Annotated in this window: 25 protein-coding genes; 19 read left to right on the top strand and 6 right to left on the bottom strand. The window is 36.3% G+C overall.

The genetic code is table 11. The annotated features are described in order from the left end of the window. Window positions 1-34: 34 nt before the first annotated feature. Together JEM45_RS02155 and JEM45_RS02150 are read right to left on the bottom strand one after the other, a co-directional pair. Window positions 35-3,295 (bottom strand): LPXTG cell wall anchor domain-containing protein, encoded by a 3,261-nt coding sequence (locus tag JEM45_RS02155; RefSeq protein ID WP_198687667.1) that lies wholly within the window; start codon window positions 3,293-3,295, stop codon window positions 35-37. A gap of 160 nt (window positions 3,296-3,455) precedes the next feature. After that, on the bottom strand, window positions 3,456-3,716 hold the full coding sequence (locus JEM45_RS02150; RefSeq protein ID WP_198687666.1) for a DUF2627 domain-containing protein: 261 nt from the start codon (window positions 3,714-3,716) through the stop codon (window positions 3,456-3,458). A 281-nt stretch (window positions 3,717-3,997) separates the two neighbouring features. Between JEM45_RS02150 and JEM45_RS02145 the strand changes: the two genes are divergently transcribed. From JEM45_RS02145 to JEM45_RS02110, 8 genes are all read left to right on the top strand, one after another. Beyond that, window positions 3,998-4,831: a phosphate acyltransferase gene (locus JEM45_RS02145; protein ID WP_198687665.1), complete on the top strand. Its 834-nt coding sequence runs from the start codon at window positions 3,998-4,000 to the stop codon at window positions 4,829-4,831. Window positions 4,832-4,850: 19 nt separating this feature from the next. After that, the gene (locus tag JEM45_RS02140; protein WP_026866364.1) at window positions 4,851-5,951 is read left to right on the top strand and encodes a Leu/Phe/Val dehydrogenase; all 1,101 of its coding nucleotides are present in this window, start codon (window positions 4,851-4,853) and stop codon (window positions 5,949-5,951) included. Then, window positions 5,951-7,027 (top strand): butyrate kinase, encoded by a 1,077-nt coding sequence (buk, locus tag JEM45_RS02135; RefSeq protein ID WP_198687663.1) that lies wholly within the window; start codon window positions 5,951-5,953, stop codon window positions 7,025-7,027. Before JEM45_RS02140 ends, buk begins: the two co-directional genes overlap by 1 nt. Beyond that, the gene (gene lpdA / locus JEM45_RS02130) at window positions 7,027-8,442 is read left to right on the top strand and encodes a dihydrolipoyl dehydrogenase (protein ID WP_198687662.1); all 1,416 of its coding nucleotides are present in this window, start codon (window positions 7,027-7,029) and stop codon (window positions 8,440-8,442) included. Before buk ends, lpdA begins: the two co-directional genes overlap by 1 nt. 14 nt (window positions 8,443-8,456) lie before the next feature. After that, entirely contained in the window at window positions 8,457-9,452 is a 996-nt protein-coding gene (locus JEM45_RS02125) for a thiamine pyrophosphate-dependent dehydrogenase E1 component subunit alpha (protein ID WP_305066946.1), read from the top strand. Continuing rightward, on the top strand, window positions 9,445-10,428 hold the full coding sequence (locus tag JEM45_RS02120) for an alpha-ketoacid dehydrogenase subunit beta (protein WP_026866360.1): 984 nt from the start codon (window positions 9,445-9,447) through the stop codon (window positions 10,426-10,428). Before JEM45_RS02125 ends, JEM45_RS02120 begins: the two co-directional genes overlap by 8 nt. Window positions 10,429-10,442: 14 nt before the next feature. Continuing rightward, window positions 10,443-11,690, top strand: coding sequence for a dihydrolipoamide acetyltransferase family protein (locus JEM45_RS02115; RefSeq protein ID WP_305067039.1), 1,248 nt, complete (start codon window positions 10,443-10,445; stop codon window positions 11,688-11,690). 76 nt (window positions 11,691-11,766) lie between these two features. Beyond that, window positions 11,767-12,204: a BrxA/BrxB family bacilliredoxin gene (locus JEM45_RS02110; RefSeq protein ID WP_026866358.1), complete on the top strand. Its 438-nt coding sequence runs from the start codon at window positions 11,767-11,769 to the stop codon at window positions 12,202-12,204. Between the two features lie 46 nt (window positions 12,205-12,250). Here JEM45_RS02110 and prli42 read toward each other — a convergent pair whose 3' ends face one another. Continuing rightward, window positions 12,251-12,352, bottom strand: a complete 102-nt coding sequence (prli42, locus tag JEM45_RS02105) for a stressosome-associated protein Prli42 (RefSeq protein WP_156889134.1) — start codon at window positions 12,350-12,352, stop codon at window positions 12,251-12,253. An 83-nt stretch (window positions 12,353-12,435) separates the two neighbouring features. On the opposite strand from prli42, the gene JEM45_RS02100 reads away from it, so the two are divergent. Next, window positions 12,436-13,560, top strand: coding sequence for a M20/M25/M40 family metallo-hydrolase (locus tag JEM45_RS02100; protein ID WP_026866357.1), 1,125 nt, complete (start codon window positions 12,436-12,438; stop codon window positions 13,558-13,560). A gap of 75 nt (window positions 13,561-13,635) precedes the next feature. Here the strand turns inward: JEM45_RS02100 and JEM45_RS02095 are convergent, their stop codons facing one another. Further along, window positions 13,636-14,481, bottom strand: a complete 846-nt coding sequence (locus tag JEM45_RS02095) for a helix-turn-helix domain-containing protein (protein WP_026866356.1) — start codon at window positions 14,479-14,481, stop codon at window positions 13,636-13,638. A 95-nt stretch (window positions 14,482-14,576) separates the two neighbouring features. On the opposite strand from JEM45_RS02095, the gene rnz reads away from it, so the two are divergent. Next, window positions 14,577-15,503: a ribonuclease Z gene (gene rnz, locus JEM45_RS02090; RefSeq protein ID WP_026866355.1), complete on the top strand. Its 927-nt coding sequence runs from the start codon at window positions 14,577-14,579 to the stop codon at window positions 15,501-15,503. Here rnz and JEM45_RS02085 read toward each other — a convergent pair. After that, window positions 15,454-16,398 (bottom strand): alpha/beta hydrolase, encoded by a 945-nt coding sequence (locus JEM45_RS02085; RefSeq protein ID WP_051220463.1) that lies wholly within the window; start codon window positions 16,396-16,398, stop codon window positions 15,454-15,456. The genes rnz and JEM45_RS02085 overlap by 50 nt on opposite strands. Before the next feature lie 120 nt (window positions 16,399-16,518). Between JEM45_RS02085 and JEM45_RS02080 the strand changes: the two genes are divergently transcribed. The 4 genes from JEM45_RS02080 to deoB all read left to right on the top strand — a co-directional run bounded on the left by JEM45_RS02080 (window position 16,519) and on the right by deoB (window position 19,666). Continuing rightward, window positions 16,519-17,064: an NUDIX hydrolase gene (locus JEM45_RS02080; protein WP_026866353.1), complete on the top strand. Its 546-nt coding sequence runs from the start codon at window positions 16,519-16,521 to the stop codon at window positions 17,062-17,064. 81 nt (window positions 17,065-17,145) lie between these two features. Continuing rightward, the gene (locus JEM45_RS02075; protein WP_026866352.1) at window positions 17,146-17,604 is read left to right on the top strand and encodes a ferric iron uptake transcriptional regulator; all 459 of its coding nucleotides are present in this window, start codon (window positions 17,146-17,148) and stop codon (window positions 17,602-17,604) included. Next, entirely contained in the window at window positions 17,597-18,484 is an 888-nt protein-coding gene (gene xerD, locus JEM45_RS02070; RefSeq protein WP_198687661.1) for a site-specific tyrosine recombinase XerD, read from the top strand. The genes JEM45_RS02075 and xerD overlap by 8 nt, the downstream gene beginning before the upstream one ends. A 9-nt stretch (window positions 18,485-18,493) precedes the next feature. After that, window positions 18,494-19,666 (top strand): phosphopentomutase, encoded by a 1,173-nt coding sequence (gene deoB, locus JEM45_RS02065; RefSeq protein ID WP_198687660.1) that lies wholly within the window; start codon window positions 18,494-18,496, stop codon window positions 19,664-19,666. A gap of 444 nt (window positions 19,667-20,110) precedes the next feature. Here deoB and JEM45_RS02060 read toward each other — a convergent pair whose 3' ends face one another. Continuing rightward, window positions 20,111-20,644 (bottom strand): DUF309 domain-containing protein, encoded by a 534-nt coding sequence (locus JEM45_RS02060; RefSeq protein ID WP_198687659.1) that lies wholly within the window; start codon window positions 20,642-20,644, stop codon window positions 20,111-20,113. Window positions 20,645-20,665: 21 nt separating this feature from the next. Here JEM45_RS02060 and JEM45_RS02055 point away from each other — a divergent pair, with 21 nt between their 5' ends. The 5 genes from JEM45_RS02055 (at window position 20,666) to JEM45_RS02035 (ending at window position 24,949) form a co-directional block, all read left to right on the top strand. Next, a complete protein-coding gene (locus tag JEM45_RS02055; protein ID WP_198687658.1) occupies window positions 20,666-21,376 on the top strand; it encodes a segregation and condensation protein A in 711 nt (236 codons plus the stop codon). Window positions 21,377-21,378: 2 nt separating this feature from the next. Next, complete coding sequence (gene scpB / locus JEM45_RS02050) at window positions 21,379-21,906, top strand: SMC-Scp complex subunit ScpB (RefSeq protein ID WP_026866347.1); 528 nt, start codon at window positions 21,379-21,381, stop codon at window positions 21,904-21,906. 5 nt (window positions 21,907-21,911) lie between these two features. Continuing rightward, window positions 21,912-22,634, top strand: coding sequence for a pseudouridine synthase (locus JEM45_RS02045; RefSeq protein WP_198687657.1), 723 nt, complete (start codon window positions 21,912-21,914; stop codon window positions 22,632-22,634). Window positions 22,635-22,743: 109 nt separating this feature from the next. Continuing rightward, window positions 22,744-23,274, top strand: coding sequence for a redoxin domain-containing protein (locus tag JEM45_RS02040; RefSeq protein ID WP_198687656.1), 531 nt, complete (start codon window positions 22,744-22,746; stop codon window positions 23,272-23,274). Window positions 23,275-23,284: 10 nt separating this feature from the next. Then, the gene (locus JEM45_RS02035; RefSeq protein ID WP_235678888.1) at window positions 23,285-24,949 is read left to right on the top strand and encodes a cytochrome c biogenesis ResB family protein; all 1,665 of its coding nucleotides are present in this window, start codon (window positions 23,285-23,287) and stop codon (window positions 24,947-24,949) included. Window positions 24,950-24,959: the final 10 nt, after the last annotated feature.

Genomic DNA, 24,959 nt, shown 5'->3' with positions numbered 1-24,959 from the left:
TTATTATTTACGCTGTAGTCACATAGACCTACATTTATTTCTCATCACCAGATTTTCTTCTTCTAACTAAGAAGCCTAGGCCTAGTGCTGCAAGTAATGCTGCAAATACAGTTGTGCCTTGTTCTTTAACACCTGTATTTGGTAACACTGCTACTTGATCATCTGTAGTTTCTACCACTGGATTACTATCTTTCTGCGTATTTTCTTTTACTTCATTTTTAGATATAGACCCTTCAGCCTGATCAACTTGACCTACATTTTCTGTGTAGACTTTAGAATGAGTATTTGTACCATCAGATGAATTTCCACCATGTTTTTCAGATGTTGGTGGGATAATAGTGTTTTCTTTGTTAGATTCACCGTAAACTACAGCATATTGACTGAAGCTAGAAGTTTCAAATACGACATAGTCATCGTCAGTTCTGAATGAAATGGCCTCTAGCGTTTCACCAATATCCCCTAGATAATATAGATTTGATACATATCCATTAGCAGGTAGGTAAACTGTAACAGGGTTGTTCAAGTTATATAATGAACCATCACTATTTAGAATATGAATATCATATAAATCATGTGTTGCATCAATGGCATTTGAAGGATTAAGTACAGTTACTTCTAACTGCTTGCCAACTAGCTCATCAGACACACTATAAACTCTAATACCAGTATCTGGATCTTCTAATGAAGATGAAACATCATCAGTTGCTTCACCATTATCATCATCTAAGTCAGTTGATTCATCTCTTCCTACAACTTCTTCAGATTCATCATCTGATTCATTATCTCCATTACTTGGTTGTTCTGGTTGATCTTCAGTACTGTCATCAGAGATATTATCACTATTTGAATCATTTGGAGACTCGTCATCTGAGCCATTTTCATCATTACTATCACTCGGTGAATCTACTTCAGTACTATCATCAGAATCATCGTCTCTTTGATTCTCATCTGTAGATGTATCTTCATTCGAATCATCAGCAGATTCATCGTCATCATCAACTGATACTTCAGGTGTAGAGTCATCTCCTGACTTATCAGTGCCTTCGTCGTCATCTTCTTCAGGCGACTCAGGAGTAGAATCATCACCTGAGTTATCAGTAGCTTCATTGTCATCTTCTACTGGTGCTTCTGGGGTAGAACCATCATCTGAGTTATCAGTAGCTTCATTGTTATCTTCTACTGGTGCTTCTGGGGTAGAACCATCATCTGAGTAATCAGTACCTTCATCGTCATCTTCAATTGGTGCTTCTGGTAGTGCTGATATGGCAACATCACCTGCATACATCCAGCCGATTGTTGACCCGTCTGCGACATTTTCAAGTAGGTAGTATTCTTCATAATTGTAAATTTCAGAGCGAACCACTCGAACATCTTCTCCTAAGTAGTTGCTGGCATCGGCAGTTTTAACATCTGTGATACTTTCATAAATCCCTCTATTTTGGTTAGTGATACTTCCGGCAAGATTTGATTTATCTCCTTCAAAAGTAGGCATATAAATGCTTGGCGTAGTGACTTTATTATAGAGGTTGTTGTAACGACCTTGGATTAAGCTAATCACATCTTCATAAGCATATCCATGTGATTGGAAATATTCATATGGGTCAGGTGAAGCTGTTCCACCTAAAATGTTTGAAACTTCTACGTGAGACCATAATGTACCATTTCCTGAACTATCCGCTCTTTCAGCTGGAAGTTTATATTTATAAAGTAGATTAGCAATATAGTCTGCGTAGTTATTAATTGATCTTGCGAAGTCATGTTGGTTATCGTGTCGTACAAGTTCTACTTGTAAATGAATTTCATTTGATACAGGACCCGCACCATAAGCGAGATAATCTGTATTTGCAACTTGAATGATGTTATCAGCATCTACAAAGGCATGTACAAAGGCATTTTCCCAATTCTCGGACATGTAACTAATCTCGCCATGTATCGTTGAGTTATCATTACCAACATCATGTAACACCACACCTGAAGGTTGGCCAACTTTACCGTTTTCAGGCTCCCATCCAATGTTAGATTCATAAGCATATTGAGGTAGATGATCAATAATATCGTATTGAATTTCTGCTACTTCAAAATTATTTTCTGCAATATAACTATTAATATCCGTAATTGCTTGAGACATTGACATTGCACTCATTGTGCTAAAGACCTGATTTTCATCAATCTCAACACCATGTTCATCTTCAACGGCTTGTGTCAATTCCTTCAGTGTTTCTTCATCAGCTTCAATATTGTCAGCATTTTCTTCTATAAACGCTGTACGTTCCTCAGCAGATTTATTTTCTAATTCATTCGTAAGTGTTTCAGAATCATATTTATATGTAGCTTCTTCTGATTCGTCAGTTGCTGATTTGTTGATCTCTACATCTTCAACTGTCTCTTCAATTTCTTCAGCTTCTTCTATTGATTCTTCAATATTTGTATCAGTTTCATCTATTTTTGTAGCATCAGTAGCTTCTTCTGATTCTGGATTACTTTCTTCCTTTGAGGTTTCTACAGTCTCTTCCTCAGTAGATTCATCTGATTCTACGTTTTCTTCTGCTTTAACTTCAGGGGTAGACTCAGCGTTTTCTTCTGGAGTTTCTTCAACAGTTGAATTAGCGATTTCTACTTCTGTAGTATCCGTTTCTTCTTCAGTTTCCGTATTATTTTCTTCCTGTGAAGGTGCTTCATTTACTTCCTCAGAAGTTGCTTCTGAATCAGCAATTTCTGATGTCACTTCTTCAACATCTTGTGCTGGTTCTTCTACTGGCTCACTTACAGTCGTTGAATCTGAGTTTTCTTCTGTAGTTTCTTCAACAGTGGTTTCTGTACTTTCTAATGTAGTATCCGTTTCTTCTTCAGTCTCAGGATTACTTTCTTCTTGTGAAGGTACTTCAGTTACTGCCTCAGTAGTCACTTCTGATTCTTGAAAAGCTGCTGTTTCATTTTCAGTAGTGGACGCCGTGTTTTCAACAGTTTCTTCTTCACTTTGGACATCTTCTTCAACTTCACTTTGGACATCTTCATTAACTTCACTTTCTTCATCTTCAAATGTGATTTCTTCGCCTGATTCTAGAGTTTCTTCTGTATTTACTTCTTCAACAATTTCTTCAGAATCGTCACTTTCATCCGTATCGTCATCTGCTAAATTATCAACTTCACCGTCTTCTTCTTCATAGTGAGTTTCTAAATTTTGTTCGTAACTTTTCTCTTCTTGATCAATCTCATCTGCACTAGCGACCATCGTTGAGGCAAGTAAACTTGTAGAAAGTAGGGTTGGGATAATTAAACGATTCTTGTACTTCATTAAAAGTAACCTCCATCAATTAATTTATAAGGCAATTATAGAAGAGTAAAGTCACAAAATTATCAAAATTTACAGAATTTAATACAATTGTAATATAAAAACCCCCCAAAAGTTACAATTAACATACTCGTCTGTAACCGTTGGAGGCCATAAAAAACTATTAATTTGTCTCGTCATTTTCTTTACGTTTTTTTAAAAATCTTTCTTGTGCACGTTTATTTTTTCTTTCTCTATGAAGGAGGTAACCCCCAATGAACCAAACACCAACAATAGTCATAATTAAACCAACTATAAATTGGAGGGCTGTATAAGTAAAGGGATCGATTACGATACCGAACATGCTGTCTCGCATCAATTTGATTCCGACCCCAGCAATTATAAATGGGATAACAAGTATTAATAAAGCGATAATTTTCTGCATTAACATGCTCCTAATCTAAAATACTAGTTATATTATACATTAAATAATAGCTTAAAAATTTAAGAATTTATGAAATTATTAGTTCTAATATTCTTAATAATTAAACATTCGTAATACACTTTTCTTTTATATATTTTAAAGTTATCCTTAATGTAAGGGCTTACAAACAATGGATGATACAAGCGTTTTATATTAAATATTGTATAATGAATGTAGGAGGGATTATTATTAATTTTGACAGCATGTTAAATCACAACAGGAGTACTTCTCAGTCTATAGCTTTGGTTCGAGCAAACTCAAAAGGGCTCTTAGAAATAGTCAGAGAAACAGCAGAAAAACATGAAATAAAATGGCATCTCTATGATGATGAATCGTTATTAGTGAATTCATTTAAAGATATGGCTTTTGACTATCAGTCTTACGACATAGAAATACATGATGTTAAAGGGGATACCGAAGCGGCTGACCTAGCTGCTAAAGATATTCACAGTGGTCGGGCCAGTGTGTTAATGAAAGGATTAATATCGACAGGAACAATACTCAAAGCAGTGCTTAATAAGGAATTAGATTTATTAGATAAGAAGGTACTATCACATGTTGCCTTATTCGACATACCGACGTATCACAAGCCTATTATTATCAGTGATGCAGCTATGAACATTGATGTCGACAATGAAAAGAAAGTTAATATTATAGAGAATGCAATAGAGGTCGCAGAAAATCTCAATATCAATAAACCAAAAGTAGCCTTAATTTCTGCAGTTGAAAAAGTGAATGAGAAGATTCATTCTACAGTCACAAATGATACAATTGTAAAAGCTGATTTATTTTCAAATGCGATCGTCGATGGACCAATGTCATATGACTTAGCAATGTCAGCTACTGCTAGTGAAATTAAAGGCTATAAATCTGAAGTTGCAGGTGATGCGGATATTCTCATCATGCCTCACATTGATGCAGGCAACGTTTTATATAAAGCATTAACAGTATCAGCTGGTGCACATAGTGCAGGTATAATTACTGGTTTAAAAGTCCCATTTGTACTCACATCTCGGGCAGATACTAAAGTAGAAAAATACAATTCAATCAAACTCGCACTACAAATGCTCAACTAAATTTAGGAGGATGTTTAAGATGATATTTACGGAAATGGAACATGGGGATTACGAACAACTTGTATTTTGTCAGGATAAACAAAGTGGCTTAAAGGCGATCATTTGTATACATGATACAACACTCGGTCCAGCCCTTGGAGGTATTAGATTTTGGAACTACGATAAGGAAGAAGATGCAATCACTGATGTGTTAAGACTTGCTAAAGGCATGACATACAAGAATGCTGCAGCTGGCTTAAACCTCGGTGGTGGTAAAACAGTAGTAATCGGTGACGCTTCAAAAGATAAGTCTGAAGCCTTCTTCCGTTCTTTAGGACGTTACATTGAAAACCTTGGTGGTCGTTATATTGCTGCTGAAGACGTCGGTACCACAGTATCAGACATGGACTATATCTTCCAAGAGACTGATTATGTTTGCGGAATTTCTGAGGCATACGGCTCATCTGGTAACCCGAGCCCATTTACAGCGCTTGGATTATTCCGAGCAATGCAGCGTACTGCTAAAGAAGCATTTGGTAGTGATGATCTTTCAGGAAAAACGATCTCCGTTCAAGGCGTCGGAAACGTTGCTTACAGCTTATGTGAGTTACTACATGAATCAGGAGCAAATTTAATTGTTACAGATATTAATGAAAAAGCAGTTCAACGAGCTGTAGATAACTTCGGTGCTAAGGCAGTAGGTTTAGATGAAATATATAGTGTAGATGCTGATATCTTTGCACCGTGTGCACTTGGTGGAATTTTAAATGATGACACGATACCACAACTGAAGGTTAAAGCAGTATGTGGTAGTGCAAACAACCAGCTATTAGACATTGAGAAACATGGACAAATGTTAACGGATGCAGGAATTATGTATGCGCCAGATTATGTCGTTAACTCTGGTGGGGTAATCAATGTTGCTGATGAGCTAGAAGGTTATGACAAAGAACGTGCGACATCTAAAGTTAACAATGTATACAATCAAATCGACAAAATTTTTACGATAGCAAAAGAGCAAAATATCTCACCTCAACACGCAGCTGATCATCTTGCTGAGAGTCGCATTGAAGCCATTCAAAACGTCAAAAGTGTCTTCACTCAAAAAGATAAAAATATTCTAAGTGGTAGAAGAAAATAATGTCTATTTTAACATTAGTAATCAATCTCGGGAGCACGACTACAAAAGTCGCGCTCTACCGAGATTTATCTTGCCTAGAAGTTAAGACCTACTCGCATGACAAGGCTCTAATTTTAATGCCTCTCATAGACCAAAAGTCAGTTCGCTTTGACACAGTGATGGGCTTTTTACAAGAGTGTAATGTAACTGCAGAAGAGTTGGATATCGTCTCAGCACGGGGTGGCCTATTAAGGCCCATTGAAGGCGGCACTTATTTAATTAATGAAGAAATGTTAGATGACCTCATTTCTAAGAGATACGGTGATCATGCTTCTAATCTAAGTGGTATACTCGCCAATGAATTTACAAAACAGTACGGTATTAAGGCAGTAATTACTGATCCTGTTGTCGTGGATGAACTGTGTGACGAAGCAAAATATACAGGTTTAAAAGGTGTTAGAAGAACATCAATCTTCCATGCACTTAATCAAAAAGCAGTCGCCAGAAAATATGCAGATTCAATTGATAAAAACTACAAAGACTTGAAGCTTATTGTCGTACATATGGGCGGAGGTATTACTGTTGGTGCTCATAAACACGGCAAGGTTATCGACGTTAATAATGGTTTAAATGGTGACGGACCAATGAGTCCAACACGTGTCGGTTCAGTTCCAGTCAATGCACTATTGAAATATAAAGCCGATAATAATTTAAGTGATGAAGCAATTATTTATACTGCTTCTAAAGCAGGTGGCTTAATATCCCACCTTGGTATAGAAGATGTACGCACTGTCGTTCAAAATATTGAGAATGAAGATAAGCATAGTAAAGAAGTACTTGATGCAATGATTTACCAGATTGCCAAAGAAATCGGCGGAAAAGCTGCCATTCTAAAAGGGCAGGTTGACCAAATCATCTTAACAGGTGGAGTCAGTTATAGTGACTATGTTATCAATGGCATTAAAGAATATATTGCCTACATTGGACCAGTGACCGTTTACCCAGGTGAATTGGAGATGGATGCATTAGCCTACGGTGCATACTCCGTAATTCAAGATAATAACAAGCTAAAATACTATAAAGCAGGTGGTCAATAATGACTAAAAATTACGATACCGTCGTAATCGGTGGTGGAACAGCTGGCTATGTGGCAGCAATTAAACTCAGTCAACTTGGTCAGAGTGTTGCTGTTGTTGAAAAAAGTAAGCTCGGTGGTACTTGTTTGAACCAAGGATGTATTCCTACAAAAAGCTTTTTAAAGAGCGGAGAAATGATAGAGAATATGAAAACAGCATCTCGTTTTGGTTTAGAGAATCATACACCATCTTTTGATATTAAAAATATTAATAGTGTAAAAGACAAGGTTGTAAACCAGATGCAAAATGGCATTAAATACTTACTTGATAAGAATAAGGTGGATGTAATTGAAGGTACGGCAACGATTCTTGGGCCCTCACTTTTTTCACCGCTTGCCGGTGCAGTCAGCGTATCCTATGAAGATGAATCTATGGAAAGTGAAGTCCTTGTCAATGACCAAGTGATTATAGCGAGTGGTTCAAGGCCAATAGAATTACCATTCCTTTCATTTGATCATAAGGTTGTCCTATCTAGTAACGACTTAATGCATCTTGAAAATATACCCAAAAAAGTTGCACTGATTGGCGGCGGCGTCATAGGTGTTGAATTTGCGACTATCCTATCATCTTTCGGTAGTGAAGTGACTTTAATTGAAGCGGCTGACCGACTCTTAATTCAAGAAGAAAAAGATGCTTCAAAAGCAGTTGAAAAATCCTTAAAAGACAAAGGTGTCAGAGTGTTAACCGGTCTTACACTAAATCCAGACGATATAGAGATTAAAGATGACCATGGTGAAATAGTGGTGAATAGTGAAAAAGAAAGCTATGATAAAATTATCGTTGCTGTTGGAAGACAACCTAATACAGATCAACTCGGCATTCAAAATACGAAAGCTCAAGTGACTGGTAAAGGTACGATTGAGGTTAATGAGTACTATCAGACTAAAGAATCTCATATTTATGCCATCGGAGATGTTATAAATACGCCTCAACTTGCACACGTTGCGATTGAAGAAGCGGTTATCGCTGCAGAGCATATAGCAGATCAGAAACCACTGACTTTGGACTATAATAAGATCCCTAGATGTGTCTATACCTCACCAGAAATTGCATCAATTGGTATGACCACTGAAGCTCTAAAAGAGAATGGAATAGATTTTAAAACCCATAAGTTACCTTTACAAACAATCGCAAAAGCTGTGATTGAAAATGGTGCAGAAGGTTTTATAAAGCTAAATGTGTCACCATCAGGTGATATTTTAGGAGCGACGATTGTCGGTGCACATGCGACTGAGTTAATCAACAGTATATCTATTGCAGCATTTATGAATGCATCAACGCTAGAATTATCTAGTGCTACATTTGCACATCCATCAGTTGGTGAAATCATAAAAGAAGTCGGACTCGATGCAGAAGACATCGCAATCCATGTATAGGAAGGTGAGACATATTGTTATCACATAAAGAAACAGATTTAACAGAATCGGATTTAAAAGAAATGTATAAATTAATGGTCTTATCAAGGCGACTAGATGAACGTATGTGGTTGTTAAACCGTGCAGGTAAGCTACCCTTTGTTATTTCTTGTCAAGGTCAAGAGGCAACACAAGCTGGTACTGCCTTTGCTTTAGATAAGGAAGTTGACATTCTAAGCCCTTACTATAGAGATCTAGCCTTAGTGACACACTTCGGTATTACACCAGAAGAAACGATGTTATCTGCCTTCGCAAGAGGTGCTGATGTACAAAGTGGTGGACGTCAGATGCCTGGACACTTTTCTAAAAAGGAAAGTAATATTTTAACTCAAGGTTCTACCGTAACGACTCAAGTGATTCATGCTGTAGGTGCGAGTTACGCCTTTAAAATGGATGGTAAAAAAGCTGTTGCCTTAACCACTTTAGGGGAAGGTTCAACTTCTCAAGGGGATTTTCATGAAGGCTTAAACTTCGCAGGTGTCCACGATTTACCATTTATATGTCTAATTGAGAACAATAAGTATGCCATTAGTGTACCGACAAGCCTTCAATATGGAGCAGAAAAGTTGTCTGACCATGCAATTGGTTATGGTATGCATGGTGAACAAGTAGATGGTAACGATCCAATTGCGGTATATAAAGTAATGAAAGAAGCCCGTGAACGTGCTATTAACGGCGATGGTGCTTCCTTAATCGAAGCCTTATCCATTCGATTAACCCCACATTCTTCTGATGATGATGATAAATATAGAGATCCAGAAGAATTAAAGAAAGATAAGAAAAATGATTGTATAGACTCGTTTAAAACATATTTACTAAGTCAATCTATCGTCGATGAGTCTTGGTTAGAAGAATTAGAAAAAAAAATTAAAGAAACTGTCAATCAAGCAACAAAAAGAGCTGAAGCTGCACCTTATGCAGAACCAGAATATGCGCTTAAACACGTTTATGAGGAGGTAAACAATGGCTAAATTGTCTTATCTCGATGCTATAAAAGATGCATTATTTACTGCCATGGAACAAGACGATGATGTTTTTGTACTTGGAGAAGATGTAGGTAAAAAAGGTGGCGTTTTTAAAGTAACGGAAGGCCTACAAGAAAAATTTGGTGAAATGAGAGTTTTAGATACGCCACTTGCCGAAAGTAATATTGCAGGAACTGCCATTGGGGCAGCGATGGTGGGCAAAAAACCAGTCGCTGAAATTCAGTTTGCAGAATATATTTTACCTGCAGTCAATCAAATATTAAACGAGGCTGCTAAAATTAGATACCGTTCAGACAACGACTGGAATGCGCCACTTGTCATCAGAGCACCATTTGGTGGTGGAATTCACGGCGCACTGTATCATTCACAGTCCATCGAATCAATTTTTGTTTCTACACCAGGTCTAAAAGTCGTTGTGCCATCGAATCCTGCCGATGCAAAAGGTTTATTAATGGCTGCCATTAAAGATAACGATCCGGTCTTATATTTTGAACACAAGAAAGCTTATCGTCTCTTAAAAGGTGAGGTGCCAGAAGGGGAGTATATCGTACCTATTGGACAAGCGAATACTGTCCGGAGCGGGGATGATATTACCGTCATTACTTATGGCTTATGTGTTAATTATGCTGTACAAGCTGCTGAACAGTTATCTAAAGATGGATATGAAGCAGAGATATTAGACTTACGAACATTGTATCCACTTGATAAGGAATCAATTATTAAAGCAGCTTCTAAGACAGGTAAGGTGCTACTTGTAACAGAAGATAATTTAGAAGGTAGCGTAATGAGTGAAGTTTCTGCAATCATCGGTGAAAATTGCCTCTATGATTTAGACGCACCAATTACGCGATTAGCTGGTCCTGATGTACCATCTATGCCATATGCACCACCTATGGAAGACTTCTTTATGATGAACCCAGAAAAAATATACAATAAAATGCTCACACTAAGTGAATACTAGGGAGTGAAATAATGATTGAAATTACGATGCCTAAATTAGGGGAAAGTGTCACAGAAGGTACAATTGAAAATTGGTTGGTCAAAGTTGGGGACCATGTCAATGAATATGATGCAGTATGTGAAGTTAACACGGCAAAGGTAACTGCAGAAGTTCCTTCTGTTTACGACGGTGTAATTAGAGAAATCCTCATTAATGAAGGTGAGACTGTAGAGGTGGGAACACCAATCTATAAAATTGAACCTGACAATGCAGCAGTTAAAGAAGAAGTTGATGAAGAAACTGATGATTCAGAGATAAATGATGTACCTTCAGAAAATAAAGAATCAGTTAAAGCTAGTTCAGATAACAATTCTTCTAAACGACTATCACCTGTAGTGATGAGAATGTTGAGTGAACATGGTTTGGATGCCAATAGTATAGAAGGCACAGGCTTTGAGGGACGAATAACTAAGAAAGATGTAGAAAAATTCATTGCTTCTGACAACCAACAGCAAACTGTAAATAAAACTGATTCAGCACCAAAAGAGACGCCTCATATATCTACACAAGAAACAGGCGTAACAGCTGGTGAGAAAATCAAGGTTAAAGGTGTTCGTAAAGAAATTGCTAAACGCATGGTACAATCAAAAACTGAAATTCCACATGCTTGGCTCATGATGGAAGTCGATGCGACAAATCTAGTAAATTTACGTAACAAACACAAGGCAAAATTTAAAGAAACAGAAGGTGTTAATTTAACTTACTTCTCTTATTTCGTTAAGATTGTTTCTGAAGTACTTAAAGATTTCCCGCTGTTAAACAGTTCTTGGGACGGTGACACAATTACAGTTCATAAAGATATCAACTTATCTATTGCGGTTGCAGACGAAGACCAGCTCTTTGTACCGGTCATAAAAAATGCAGATGATCGTTCATTAAAAGGCATCGCTAAGTCTATCAACGAACTTGCAACTAAGGCGAGAACGAAAAAGTTAACGGGTGAAGACATGGCTGGTGGTACATTTACTGTAAATAATACTGGTGCCTTTGGCTCTGTGCAGTCTATGGGTATTATCAATCAACCGCAAGTTGCGATTTTACAAGTTGAATCCATATTAAAGAAACCAGTCTTCATAGATGATATGTTAGCAGCAAGACACATGGTAAACCTATGTCTATCGATTGATCACAGAGTTTTAGATGGTCTCATGGCTGGAAACTTCTTACAAACAGTTAAACAACGAATTGAAAATATTGACCCAGATCATTCGTCAGTTTATTAACTTTACAAACTTCTTTTAGCGGTCTAGAATAAAAGTAATTACTAGACTCGTCTTGAGTCAAAAAAGGAGTTTTAGTATGGATTTAGATTTTAACCTATACATGCAAGATCTCGTTCAAAATGCTAGAAATGAATTAACTGAATCTGGGTACACAGAATTACGTACACCTGAAGATGTAGATCAAGCTTTAAATAAAGAAGGTACTGCCTTAGTTATGGTGAACTCTGTTTGTGGTTGTGCAGGTGGTATCGCAAGACCTGCTGCAATCCATTCCTTAAACTATGACAAACGTCCAGACCAATTGTTAACGGTTTTTGCTGGTCAAGATAAGGAAGCAACAGAACAAATGAGAGATAGAGCACCAGATTACTTACCTTCCTCACCATCATTCGCATTTTTCAAAGATGGAAAAATTGTCGATATGATTGAAAGACATGAAATAGAAGGTCACGAAATAATGAGTGTAATGACTGGAATTCAAGCTTGGTTTGAAGAACACGGTAAAGAAGTTTAAAAAACACCGGTTTGTGTCCTAGGATACAAACCGGTGTTTCTCATTTTTAAAATGAAGTTAAATATGAGATGCCCATCATTAGTCCTGAAACAACAATCAGTATAATCATGAACCATATGATGAATTTTTGAACGTTTTTATTTTGCATTATTCAACCATCCTCGGTATTTATTGTTATAATAACTATACATGAAGGTAAATCAACATATCAACACTTGGAGGCATTATTTTATGAATAAAGAACGTCTTACAGAGCAATTTTTAGAAATTGTCCAAATCGATTCAGAATCTGGCCAAGAAAGACAAGTGGCAGATTATTTAATCAATCTTCTTAACGAACTTGGACTTGAAGGTTTTGAAGATGACTCACAAAAGACAACCGGTTATGGTGCTGGTAACCTGATTTATACATTAAAAGGGGACAGTAACATTCCACCAGTTGCTTTCATGGTTCACATGGACACAGTAACACCAGGTAATGGTGTTAAACCACATATTGAAGATGGTTATGTTTACAGTGATGGTACAACAATACTAGGTTCAGATGATAAGGCTGGAGTCTCATCTATTATAGAAGCTGTTCGCGTTCTAAAAGAAAAAGGCATTCCACATGGTGATGTAGAAGTCATCATTACAGTGGGTGAAGAAACTGGTTTAGTTGGTGCTAAGGCTTTAGACATTCAGAACATAAAAAGTAAATTTGGTTATGCGGTTGATGGCACAGGTGAAGTAGGTACAGTGGTTAACCGTGCACCATCACAGACAAAAGTTAGAACACAAATCTTTGGTAAAAAAGCACATGCTGGAATTGAACCAGAAAAGGGTATTAGTGCAATCAACATTGCTGCTAAGGCAATTGCAAAGATGAACCTAGGTCGAATTGATGAAGAAACAACTTCAAACATTGGTACAATTACGGGTGGTCAAGCAACAAATATTGTCAGTGACCATTGCGAAATTTTAGCAGAAGTTCGTTCATTGTCTGATGAGAAGTTACAGAGTGAGACAGATAAGATTAAAACTGCTTTTGAAGAAACCGCAAAAGAACTTGGTGGTAGTGCAGAGGTTGATGTTGAATTGATGTATCCATCTCTATATGCAAAAGAAGACGATGTAGTTATAACAACTGCTTCAGAAGCGATTAAAAACATTGGCCGTACGCCTAATGTCATCAGTCTTGGTGGCGGTAGTGACGGTAATATCTTCCATGGAAATGGTGTGACGACAGCTATTTTAGGAGTTGGATACGAATATATCCATACAACAAGTGAACGCATGCCATTAGAAGAACTTTATAAAATGACAGATTTAATTGTTGAGATTGTTAAAGTTCATCATAAAAATGAAAGTAAATAAATTATAAATAGAACCGTACATTAAGTTTATAGGCCGTTAATGATGCCAAGTAACTTAATATACGGTTCTTTAATTTTAATCATCGATTGCTTGCCAAACTTGAATTTTGGTTGTTGGATCCTCAATTTCATAAGTATGTTTGATTAATTCTAATGAGAAGTCACAAGTCAAATTGACATCTTCTTTAAAGTGCCAACGTCGAAAGATGTATTTATAGACGTCCCCAATTACTGTTGAAGGATAGCCTTTGGTGTCAAAAATCTCATAGTTCATAGATTCAGTGTAAGTTTCATCAAACGGTGTATTTTGATTACTTGTGACCCCGACAAATATTTCCATTTCATCATCAATCGTTCTTTCTTGAACAAAAATACCTTTTATAAAGCCATCATTGTATTTCAAAAGTTCATCAATTAAGCCATCTCTTTCTAGGACTCTCAAAAATTTATGCTTATATTCCGGACGGTAGGTATTTAGGTCGAAATATTGAGCAATGCCAGTGAGCCTAAAACTTTCTACAAAACTTCGATATGATGGATACTTTGGTTTTTTTGATGGTACAACCTCAAAAGCAATTTGCTCAAGTTGATTCATCTCTTTAAAATAACGATCTGTTTCATGCACTGATATCCCAAATGTTTTTTTGTACATCGCTTTAAATTTTTCTAAATCTCTATAACCATAGTACTTAATAATATCAATAAGCCGGCGGTGGCCCTCATATACTTCAAATGAAATCTCAGTCAGACGACGTTTTTCCTGATATTCAGCAGGTGTCATACCAACTAGGGAAGTGAAAATGGTGAGAAAAGACTTTGGTTCTACCCCCATCTTATCTAGTACATCTGAAAAATCTATATTCTCTCTTAAATGATCTTCTATGTATACGATAAATCTTTCTACAAATCTAATAGTTTCCATATTATCACCTTTTTTAAATTGCTCATCATACCACCTAATATCATACCACAAGTCATATTGTGATATAATTAAACAAGAAAAATTGAGGTGTCAAAATGAGATTAACTGTTCTTGGATCCGGTGCAGGCTTACCGTCAAAAGATAGAAATACACAGAGCATTATTATAAACTGTGTTAGCGAATATAATGAATATATCCTTATCGATGCTGGAGAAGCCTTACAACACCAGATTCTTCATACACATATAAAGCCCGCTAAAATCAAAAATATTTTTATAACCCATCTACATGGCGATCACATATTCGGCTTGCCAGGTTTTCTATCGTCTAGGGCATTTCAGGGTGGGGCAGATATTCCTTTAACAATCTATGGACCAAAAGGGTTGGCTGAATGGTTAGAAGTTACATTTAGATTGTCTGAGAGCACTTTAAACTACCCGTTAACGATTATCGAAGTTGAAGATAAGGCTAACTACGATATAAATGGCTTTACTGTCACTGTACACGCTTTAGATCATGGCATTGAGTCCTACGCTTATTTCTTTAATGAGCACGACAAGTTAGGCGGCTTGAACAAGGATAAGTTGCTTGACCTTGGCATTAAACCTGGCCCCATATATGGACACATAAAAGCTAGTGAAACGTTCACCTTTGACGATGTTACTTATCAGTCCAAAGATTTCATTGGCGAAGATATTAAAGGCATAAAAATCGCTGTTCATGGGGATACGAGACTTATAAATAATCCACTTTATTTAGCTGATTTGTACCAAGCAAATCTTATTGTCCATGAAGCCACATTTTTAAATAATGAAATAGAAAAAGCGCATGATTATTTCCATTCGGAATTAAATCAAGTGCTCCAAAATTTTAAAGATTTAAATTATCAACAGCTAGTGTTTGTTCATATTAGCAGCCGGTATACCGATCAGGATATCGAAGTTGTTAAATCACAATTACCTGACAACGTCTTTATTGCTCATGATTACTTCGAACTTCCCATCCCGCGTACTGTTCAATAAAGGATTGAACAGTGCTGCGGTATTTTTTTTGATTGCGGTTAAATGATTCTACATGATCGCCGCGTTCTGGATACCAAGCTTTTTTTGGTCCTTTCTTCTTTTTATATAGGGCTAAGGTAGATTCATACGGAATGAATTTGTCTTTTTTAGAGTGAATGAACAAAATGGGCTGCTCAATCTGATCGATGACTTTAATAGGTGAGAGTTCATAAATACTATAGTGGCTTCTAAGTTTAAGTATCAGATAGGTAAAGAACAAGACAGGTGCGGTGGCAGTCTTAGATATTGATTGATAGACAGATGTTAATTGCTCACTAAAGCGAGCAAATGACGCATCTGAAATGTAAAATTCTGCTTCATTAGAAAGCTCTCCTGCATAGAGTAACATTGTTGCAGCACCCATAGATTCACCATGAATACCGAAGCGAATATCTGACCCATATGTTTTCTTCAATCTTTCTATAACAGATTCTAAATCAAATTTTTCATAATACCCATAAGTTGAATCTATTCCACCAGTTTTCCCGTGCCTTCTAGCATCATAAACCACACAATTGTAGCCCATATCTGTAAACATATGTACATACTTACTTGAACTTATGCTGTTTTCAGATACACCATGTAGGAGGACCATCCAATGATTCGTCTCATGTGGATGGTAAAAGGTCGAGTGAATGTCGTAACCAAATTTAGACGGTATTTTCACTTCATTCTTTGGCATATTCTTTAAGACTTCTAAATTCATTCTCTTACCGCGTGTTTCTCTTCTAATTATGATTTCAATTTCTCTTAATTTGAAAAACATAATCTGACTTGATGCATAATAAGCAACAGAAGTTAGTATAGTTAACACTGATAAGATCAATATAAAAAACCAGGATTTATACTGTTTCAAATTCTTACCTCCTCACATTTCACAACAATTATTATATCATCAGTTTTAGAAATATAAATTTTTATTTTTTGACAGGGATTGTGATATATTTATAATAACTTTTACAAGGTAGGGATTATAATGACGGATGAACATTTAATTGAAAAAACAAAATCAGCGGAAGATATCTACCAAGGTAAAATCATCGATGTAAAAAAACTAACCGCAGAACTTCCTGACGGCAGTGAGGCTTTTAGAGAAGTCGTCTATCATAAAGGTGCTGTTGCACTAATCGTAAAGGATGATACATCAATGTACTTTGTCCGCCAATTTAGAATATCGACAGATGAAGTACTGTTAGAGATCCCAGCTGGTAAGGTTGAAACTGGCGAACACCCTGACGACACAGCAAGAAAAGAGCTCAAAGAGGAGACAGGTGCAACGGCAGAATCATTAGATAAATTATATGAATTTTATGTCTCTCCTGGATTTTCTAATGAATTGATTCATTTATATAGTACAAAAAATGTTTCATTTGATAATATGGAACTTGAAGATGATGAATTTCTAGACCTAGTAAAAATACCGTTTCAAGAACTAAAAACACGTATGCATAACGGTGAATTTAGAGATGGAAAAACTTTAGTTGCAGTTCACCATGTGCTCGCCGAAAAAGGTTATTTATAATAATTCTAAATAGTATTGAAAATCTTTCTCAATCATGTATAATTGTTATAAATAAGAAATTGAAATTAAGTAGGTGCTGTTGTGGAAAAACGAATAGAGAGAATTAAAGAAGCATTGCATGAGGCTCGCTATAAATTGACTCCACAGCGTGAAGTGACTGTGAGAGTCTTATTAGAAAACGAAAGCTCACATTTAAGTGCTGAAGATGTATTTATGAAAGTAAAAGATAAGTACCCTGAAATTGGACTAGCGACAGTTTATCGTACCTTAGAATTATTAAATGAATTAAATGTACTAGATAAGGTGAATTTTGGAGATGGTGTCGCACGATATGATCTTCGTAAAGAAGGTGCGAAACATTTTCATCATCACTTAATCTGTACACAATGTGGTTCAGTGGAAGAAGTAGAAGAAGATTTACTACCAGAGGTGGAGAAGATTATCGCTCATGAATTTAACTTCCATGTTATCGATCACCGTTTAACTTTCCATGGTATTTGCAGAAACTGTCAAGAGAGAGATGGCAATAGTCATGTTTAAAACGCATATTGACGAATATTTAAGGTATTTGAAAATAGAAAAAGGACTTAGTGATGCTTCTATATCTTCCTATAATCAAGATTTAAAAAAGTATAGTCAATTTTTAGAAGATCAAAATGTTACGAGGGTAGAATCAATTACTGCAGAGACTCTCGTAACTTTTTTGCAGTTTTTGACTTCAGAAAATAAGAGTGCCAAAACAATCAGACGCATGCAATCGACCTTAAAGAATTTTCATCAGTTTTTACAAATTGAACGCATCACTGAAAATAATCCGGCACTCCGCTTACAAACACCAAAAGAAGAAAAAGCTTTGCCAGTCGTCTTAACGATTGAAGAGATGGAACGTTTATTGCAGTCACCAGACCAAACGACTCAAGGTATTAGAGATAATGCGATGATGGAGCTGTTGTACGCTAGTGGACTCAGAGTCAGTGAACTGATTAATTTGAATATATCTGATTTAAATTTAGAGATGGGCTTTATACATGTTTATGGTAAGGGTGAAAAAGAAAGAATTGTACCCACTACAGAATATGTTGCAAAAAAATTAACGAATTACATAAAAAATTACAGACTTAAGTTGCTAAAAGACGAAAATATCGATACACTTTTTTTAACGAATCGTGGGAAAGGTTTCACGAGACAAGGCTTGTGGAAAACAATTAAAAAGTATGTCAGAGACAGCGGTATTGATAAGAATATAACACCGCATACTTTTAGACATTCCTTTGCAACACATTTAATTGAAAATGGGGCGGATTTAAGAGCGGTTCAAGAAATGCTCGGACACTCTGACATTTCAACAACACAAATCTATACTCAAATTTCTGCAGGTAAAATTAGAGAGATGTATAAGCAGTTTCATCCAAGAAAGTAGGTAAATTTTATGTTTAAGAGAATTCATTTAATCGTGCTAGATTCAGTTGGAATTGGAGAAGCACCAGATGCTAAAGACTTTGGAGATGAGGGTACACATACCTTACGTCACACTTTAGAATCTCATCCAAATACTTTGCCAAACCTCGCACAACTTGGTTTAGGTAATATCGATGACTTACCAGGCGTAGATCAAGTTGATCAAACAACAGGTTTTTACACAAAAATGCAGGAAATTTCAAAAGGTAAAGATACAATGACTGGCCACTGGGAAATCGCTGGTTTAAATATTAATACAGCCTTTAAAGTATATCCAGATGGTTTCTCTGACAAATTACTAGACAAGATTAAAGAAGCAACAGGTCGTGGCATTGTGGGTAATAAGCCTGCTTCAGGTACGGATATTATTGAAGAGTTTGGGGAACATCAAATTGAAACAGGTGACCTGATTATCTATACTTCAAATGACCCAGTGCTTCAAATTGCAGCAAACGAAGAAGTGATTCCACTTGAAGAACTCTATGATATCTGTGAAAAGGTACGTGAGATGACAAAAGATCCTGAATTCTTAGTCGGCAGAGTCATCGCACGTCCATTTGTTGGCAAGAAAAAAGGTGAGTTCAAGCGCACAGAAAATCGCCATGACTATGCCCTTAAACCTTTTGGACAAACAGTCTTAAATGCCCTAAAAGATGAAGGCAAGGATGTCATTGCGATCGGTAAGATCAACGATATCTTCACAGGTAGCGGTATCACTGACTTTGTGCGTACTAAAAGCAACGATGACGGTGTCGATAAGCTACTTTCTGTTATGGATAGAGATTTTGATGGTTTATCATTCTTAAACTTAGTGGATTTTGATGCTGAGTATGGTCATAGACGAGATCCAGTAGGTTACAGTAATGCCTTAAAAGAATTCGATGATCGTTTACCTGAAATTACTTCTAAATTAGGTGAAGATGAGTTACTCATCATCACTGCAGACCACGGTAATGATCCAACTTATACTGGTACAGATCATACTAGGGAATATGTACCACTATTAATCACTTCAGGTAAAGACTTGAATTACGGTGAAATTAATCAGTGTCAAACATTTTCTAACATCGCTGCAACGATTGCAGATAATTTCGATGTTGACTATAAAACACACGGTAAAAGCTTCCTTGGGGAACTGAAATAATGAACAAGGCAAAATACATTATTTTCTTTGGCATACTATTGATGTGTCTAATCTGGGGATTTGTTTACTGGTTTGTAATTGTATAGATAGTATTGGTTTTTGATTTTGGTTTTTAGGCAGGGAGGGATCTTGTATATGAGATTCCTCTTTTTTGGATTAAGTCCATAATATTGTGTAATAAAGAAAAAGAGTCAAATCAGATCTCTATAGTACAATGTAGTTACCAGACAAACATTGATGGGAGAGATATGAAATGACTCAATTAAATTTTAACTTATGACTTGATATATTAATAGCACTATTTTTCAATTCTGGTGTTAGAACTATATGTATAATAGTTCTAAAAACTAAAAATACTGTCCTCCTAAAGATAATTATTGATGATTAACAAGTAGAACAGGGACGGTGAATTCTCATCACCATCCAAACTCAAATCAAATCAACTCAATTCACCTTATTGTTCAGTGCTTCTAAGCGTTTTTGGATCACGTCTGATCGATCTCGCATGCTGTGTCTGTGTGTGATCTGCACATTGGTCTCGAAATTTGCCAGCATTGTTGTCATAAATTGACTAAAGGAATCGAACTCGTTCTCATGCGCATTGTATAATGCCTCCCAGACCCAGTCTTGAACAGGAAATTGCAAGGGCACAAAAGATTTTTTGGGGATCTCTTGATAGCGTCTCTCTATTTTATTGATAAATCCATCTTCAAATCCGAATACACTTAAATCATATTGATTATCTTCATATAGTTTTAATGCGCGTTTATAAGACGTTGTGGCGCCGATTACATTATCTCTTCTGTAGTGATATTCACCTGTAACAATCAAGACAATGAATACTTCAGCATCCGTTTTTGTGAAATTTTCTTTATCTTTCCATACATCTTCCATGATTTCATGGCATTCAAAGTAATCTTGCTTTATAATTAATTCGTTAAAGAATTCAATGATAGTGTTTTTATTAATTGGTATCACTCCTGAAATCGAGGTTATATAATGTCATCATATAAAGTGGAATTGGATGTTTTTGAAGGTCCTTTGGACTTACTTTTACACCTTATTAAAGAATTAGAAATTGATATATACGATATTCCTATGAAACTTCTTACTGAACAGTATATGGAATATATCAATCAGATGAAAGTACTAGAGCTCAATGTTGCCAGTGATTATTTAGTTATGGCAAGTGAGCTTGTTAAAATAAAAAGTCATATGCTACTACCTGAACCTCAGTATGTTGACGAGGAATATGAGGATCCACGTGGTCCCTTGATGACTCAACTTATAGAATACCAAAACTATAAGCAATATGCAGAGGAATTGAACAAGATGAAAGAAGAACAGAGTCAATTTTTCATCAAAGCACCGCATGATTTTTCAGATGATATGGACGAAAGGGAAGACCTAACATTTAACTTGAATGACTTATTAGACGCTTATAACAAAGTAAAGTCTCGCGTGAGCCTTTCTGAAGACGCATATGTTGTGGTCAGTCGTGATGAGTATTCAAAAGAAGATGCTGTCGCTTTTATCGATAAAAGTTTTAGTGGTCGTAAAATACTAAAAATGACTGAATTGCTTACTTTTAACGAACCGAAAACAAAGGTTGTACAAGTATTTATTACAATTTTAGAATACATCAGTCAGAACTTATATCGTATCAACACGATTACGAGTGATGATTTTGAACTTGAAAGGTTGGTTTAAGCTTGGAGAAAATTAACATTATTGAAGGGCTCTTATATATCGCAGGTGACTTAGGTTTAAGTGAAGAAGCTTTAATCATGCACGTGCCAATCACAAAGATCCAACTTGAAAATGAAGTAAATGCATATAGTAAAGAACAGTATGTTATTGAAAGACATGGGGATATGTACTATTTGAAGACGAGTCCAGAAATGGAGAAATATATTAGCCGGGTACTTGCCGATCGTCCTCAAAAGAAATTGTCCCAAGCATCTCTCGAAGTTCTAGCTATTATTGCTTACAACCAGCCAATTTCAAGAAATGGTATTGAAACTGTACGTGGCATTGCGTCAGATGGACCAATTTCAACATTGATTAATAAGGGACTAGTGAAAAAGAAGAACATTCAAGATGAACGCGCTAGTCATTTTGAAACCACCCAACATTTTCTAGAGGTATTTGGCCTTAAATCTTTAAGTGATTTACCTAGTGATGATATGATTAGTGAACAAGAAGAGATTGACTTATTCTTCAATAGTCTAAAGGAGTAAAACACATGACAAGTACACGTATTAATAAGAAAATTGCTGATGCTGGAATTACTTCCCGTAGAAAAGCAGATAAGCTAATTGAAGAAGGTAGAGTAACAATCAACGGTAAAAAAATTACAGAACCTGGTATAAAGGTAACAGATAAGGACCAGGTGAAAGTCGATGGTGTCATCATTACTAAAGAAGAACCTGTGCATATTTTATACTATAAGCCAACAGGTGAAATCTCATCTGCCGAAGACGATAAAGACCGTGAAACTGTCATTGATGCCTTTGATGACATTGATGCGAGACTCTACCCAGTTGGTCGTTTAGATTATGACACATCTGGAATCTTACTCGTCACTAACGATGGTGAGTTTACCCAACACATGACACATCCTAAATATGAAATGAAGAAAACTTACAGAGTAAAAATAGATGGCGTTTTACTTCGTCATCAACAAGATGAAATGCGACGAGGTATACGTTTAAGTGATGGTAAGACAGCACCGTGTGACTTAAAAGTGATCAGAGATAAGAGTGGTAAGGACATGATTTTAGAAATTTCTATCCACGAAGGACGTAACCGACAGGTTAGACGTATGTTCGAACATTTCGGCTTAAACGTGACAAAACTCACTCGTATCCGCTTTGACTTTCTAACACTTGAAGGATTGAAAGAAGGCGACTATCGCTACTTAAAACCACATGAAGTTAAAAAGCTCATCGCTAACAGTAAAAAGTAAGTCGTAAATGTCATAATAATGTCAAACCGCCATAAAATGAGTAGTGTTATAATTGGCACTATGCACGCATTTTATAGCGGTTTTATAATATATTGAAAGGAGCCTAACTTTGAAAAAAAGTACAAGGAAAGTCGTTCGTACAGGAACGATTATTACAATAGCAGCACTATTAGGTTTAACACTTTACCTAAACTTAAGAGATGGTTCCCAAACAGTAAATGTTGGTGACGAAGCAGTGGATTTCAAGCTTGAGACGCTAGATGGGGATGAAATTCAACTATCACAACTTACTGATGAAAAAGGGGTTATCTTAAATTTCTGGGGCACATGGTGTAAACCATGTCGTGAAGAAATGCCCGATATGAACCAAGTATATAATGAAGGCCATGAAGACTATGAAATAATTGCTATCAACGTTTCTGAAAATCCTCAGCAAATTTCACAATTTATTTCAGGCTTATCTGAAGACTTGGATTATCCGATTGCACTCGATCCAAATCGTAGTGTCACAAAGGCTTATAATATCGGCCCTTTACCAACAACAATAGCGATTAATAAAGATGGTGAAGTTGTGAAAAAACAGGAGTATCAACTAACTAAAGAGGACATTCATGCCTTTATAGAGTCTTCTGTAGAATAGGGTGAACTTAATGAACACTAAAGAAAATAATGAAGAAGTAAAAGGAAATATGCATGATATTACATGTAGTCATTGTGGCCATGTCAACCCTCCGGGGACGCAACTTTGTCAGTCCTGCGGTAAGATGATTAATGAAAACTATGACAAGAAGAAAATTAAAGATTTAATGCGCTATGACGGTAGTGCAGTACGTTCCAAAGTGAAGTCTAAAAGTATCTTTGATAAGATCTGGAACTTCTTCACATCCATTAAGGTGGGTGTCGGTATCATTGCAATAATCGCAATTGCTGCTGCTATTGGGACAATCTTACCGCAGGAATACTTTATTCCGATTGGTGCAGACCCACTAGAGCACTACACCGAACAATATGGAACATTTGGTATGTTGTATTACAAACTTGGTTTTACTCAGCTGTATTCCTCTTGGTGGTTTGTTTTACTTAATGGTCTATTGGCTTTATCTATTATTGCAGCGAGTGTCGATAGAGGTGTACCTCTATACAAATCATTAAAGAATCAACGTGCGAAAAAACACGATTCATTCTTTAGACGCCAACGTTTAAACAACAACTATGACAATGTTAGTAAAGCACCTGAAATTGTTAAATCGTTTGAAAACAAAAAATACAAATTAACTCAGGACGGGAATCATTACCTATTAGAAAAAGGTCGTTTATCTAGATGGGGCCCATACATAAACCATACTGGTTTAATTATTTTACTCATCGGTAGTATGCTTAGATTCTTCCCAGGGGTATATGTTGATGAAGTTATCTACGCTCAAGAAGGTGAGACTGTAAGTGTCCCGACAACGAACGGTAAATATTACGTCAAAAACGAAGGTTTCACACTCGATACGTATGATGAGGAAAGTGGAACAGTATTTGATGAATCTCTACAAAACAACATGGAAATGACCATCAGTAACTTCCAAACAGACATCACATTTTATGAAAACCAAACAGCTGATGTTGTAGGATCATCTCCTGAGCTAGAAGAGGTTGACAAATATAGTATTAGAGTAAACCATCCTTATGTATTTGAAGATTATCAACTTTATCAATCTTCTTACGATAATTCACAGATGAAATCGATGACCTTTAGACTAGAAGATAGTGAAGGTAACACGCTAGGTGACAACTTCACGGTAGAACTTGATGACCCAGAAGATTCTTATCAAATTACCGAAGACGTTAGTATCGATATGCGTGCCTATGCACCAGATTTTTTAGAAATAGATGACAACGGTACATTGATTACGGCAACACCTGTACCTACAAACCCTGCCTTTGTATTTGAAGTAGATGATGGTGAAAAACAAGAGCTGAGCCTACTTCAAATTATGAATTCGACTGATATTACACAAGATAATGAGTACAACATTCGCTTTGTAGAAGCAGAAGATCATATGGCAAGTGTACTGACCTTGAAAAAAGACTTAGCAATGCCTTATATGGCAGCTGGCTTTATCATCTTCTTAATCGGACTCTTTATTGGTTCATATATCAATCACCGTAGAATTTGGATTAATGCAGAAGGTGACACAATGAACATCGCTGCACATACGAATAAAAACTATTACGGTATGAAGAAAGAAATGAATACAATATTAGAATCATATGAATTCGAGGGCATGAAAGATAAAGAAGAAGAGGAATCGAATTCGAAAGGATAGTGTTTAATAT

It is taken from the genome of Jeotgalicoccus sp. ATCC 8456, assembly GCF_016313225.1.
Classification (GTDB): domain Bacteria; phylum Bacillota; class Bacilli; order Staphylococcales; family Salinicoccaceae; genus Jeotgalicoccus; species Jeotgalicoccus marinus.
This window is presented reverse-complemented; position numbering and strand designations above follow the sequence as displayed.

Excerpts from the sequence above, each read along its gene's own strand:
- JEM45_RS02155 (WP_198687667.1), bottom strand. The coding sequence starts at position 3,295 with ATGAAGTACAAGAATCGTTTAATTATCCCAACCCTACTTTCTACAAGT.
- JEM45_RS02150 (WP_198687666.1), bottom strand. The coding sequence starts at position 3,716 with ATGCAGAAAATTATCGCTTTATTAATACTTGTTATCCCATTTATAATT.
- JEM45_RS02140 (WP_026866364.1), top strand. The coding sequence starts at position 4,851 with ATGATATTTACGGAAATGGAACATGGGGATTACGAACAACTTGTATTT.
- buk (WP_198687663.1), top strand. The coding sequence starts at position 5,951 with ATGTCTATTTTAACATTAGTAATCAATCTCGGGAGCACGACTACAAAA.
- lpdA (WP_198687662.1), top strand. The coding sequence starts at position 7,027 with ATGACTAAAAATTACGATACCGTCGTAATCGGTGGTGGAACAGCTGGC.
- JEM45_RS02120 (WP_026866360.1), top strand. The coding sequence starts at position 9,445 with ATGGCTAAATTGTCTTATCTCGATGCTATAAAAGATGCATTATTTACT.
- JEM45_RS02110 (WP_026866358.1), top strand. The coding sequence starts at position 11,767 with ATGGATTTAGATTTTAACCTATACATGCAAGATCTCGTTCAAAATGCT.
- prli42 (WP_156889134.1), bottom strand. The coding sequence starts at position 12,352 with ATGCAAAATAAAAACGTTCAAAAATTCATCATATGGTTCATGATTATA.
- JEM45_RS02100 (WP_026866357.1), top strand. The coding sequence starts at position 12,436 with ATGAATAAAGAACGTCTTACAGAGCAATTTTTAGAAATTGTCCAAATC.
- JEM45_RS02095 (WP_026866356.1), bottom strand. The coding sequence starts at position 14,481 with ATGGAAACTATTAGATTTGTAGAAAGATTTATCGTATACATAGAAGAT.
- rnz (WP_026866355.1), top strand. The coding sequence starts at position 14,577 with ATGAGATTAACTGTTCTTGGATCCGGTGCAGGCTTACCGTCAAAAGAT.
- JEM45_RS02080 (WP_026866353.1), top strand. The coding sequence starts at position 16,519 with ATGACGGATGAACATTTAATTGAAAAAACAAAATCAGCGGAAGATATC.
- xerD (WP_198687661.1), top strand. The coding sequence starts at position 17,597 with ATGTTTAAAACGCATATTGACGAATATTTAAGGTATTTGAAAATAGAA.
- deoB (WP_198687660.1), top strand. The coding sequence starts at position 18,494 with ATGTTTAAGAGAATTCATTTAATCGTGCTAGATTCAGTTGGAATTGGA.
- JEM45_RS02055 (WP_198687658.1), top strand. The coding sequence starts at position 20,666 with ATGTCATCATATAAAGTGGAATTGGATGTTTTTGAAGGTCCTTTGGAC.
- JEM45_RS02045 (WP_198687657.1), top strand. The coding sequence starts at position 21,912 with ATGACAAGTACACGTATTAATAAGAAAATTGCTGATGCTGGAATTACT.
- JEM45_RS02035 (WP_235678888.1), top strand. The coding sequence starts at position 23,285 with ATGAACACTAAAGAAAATAATGAAGAAGTAAAAGGAAATATGCATGAT.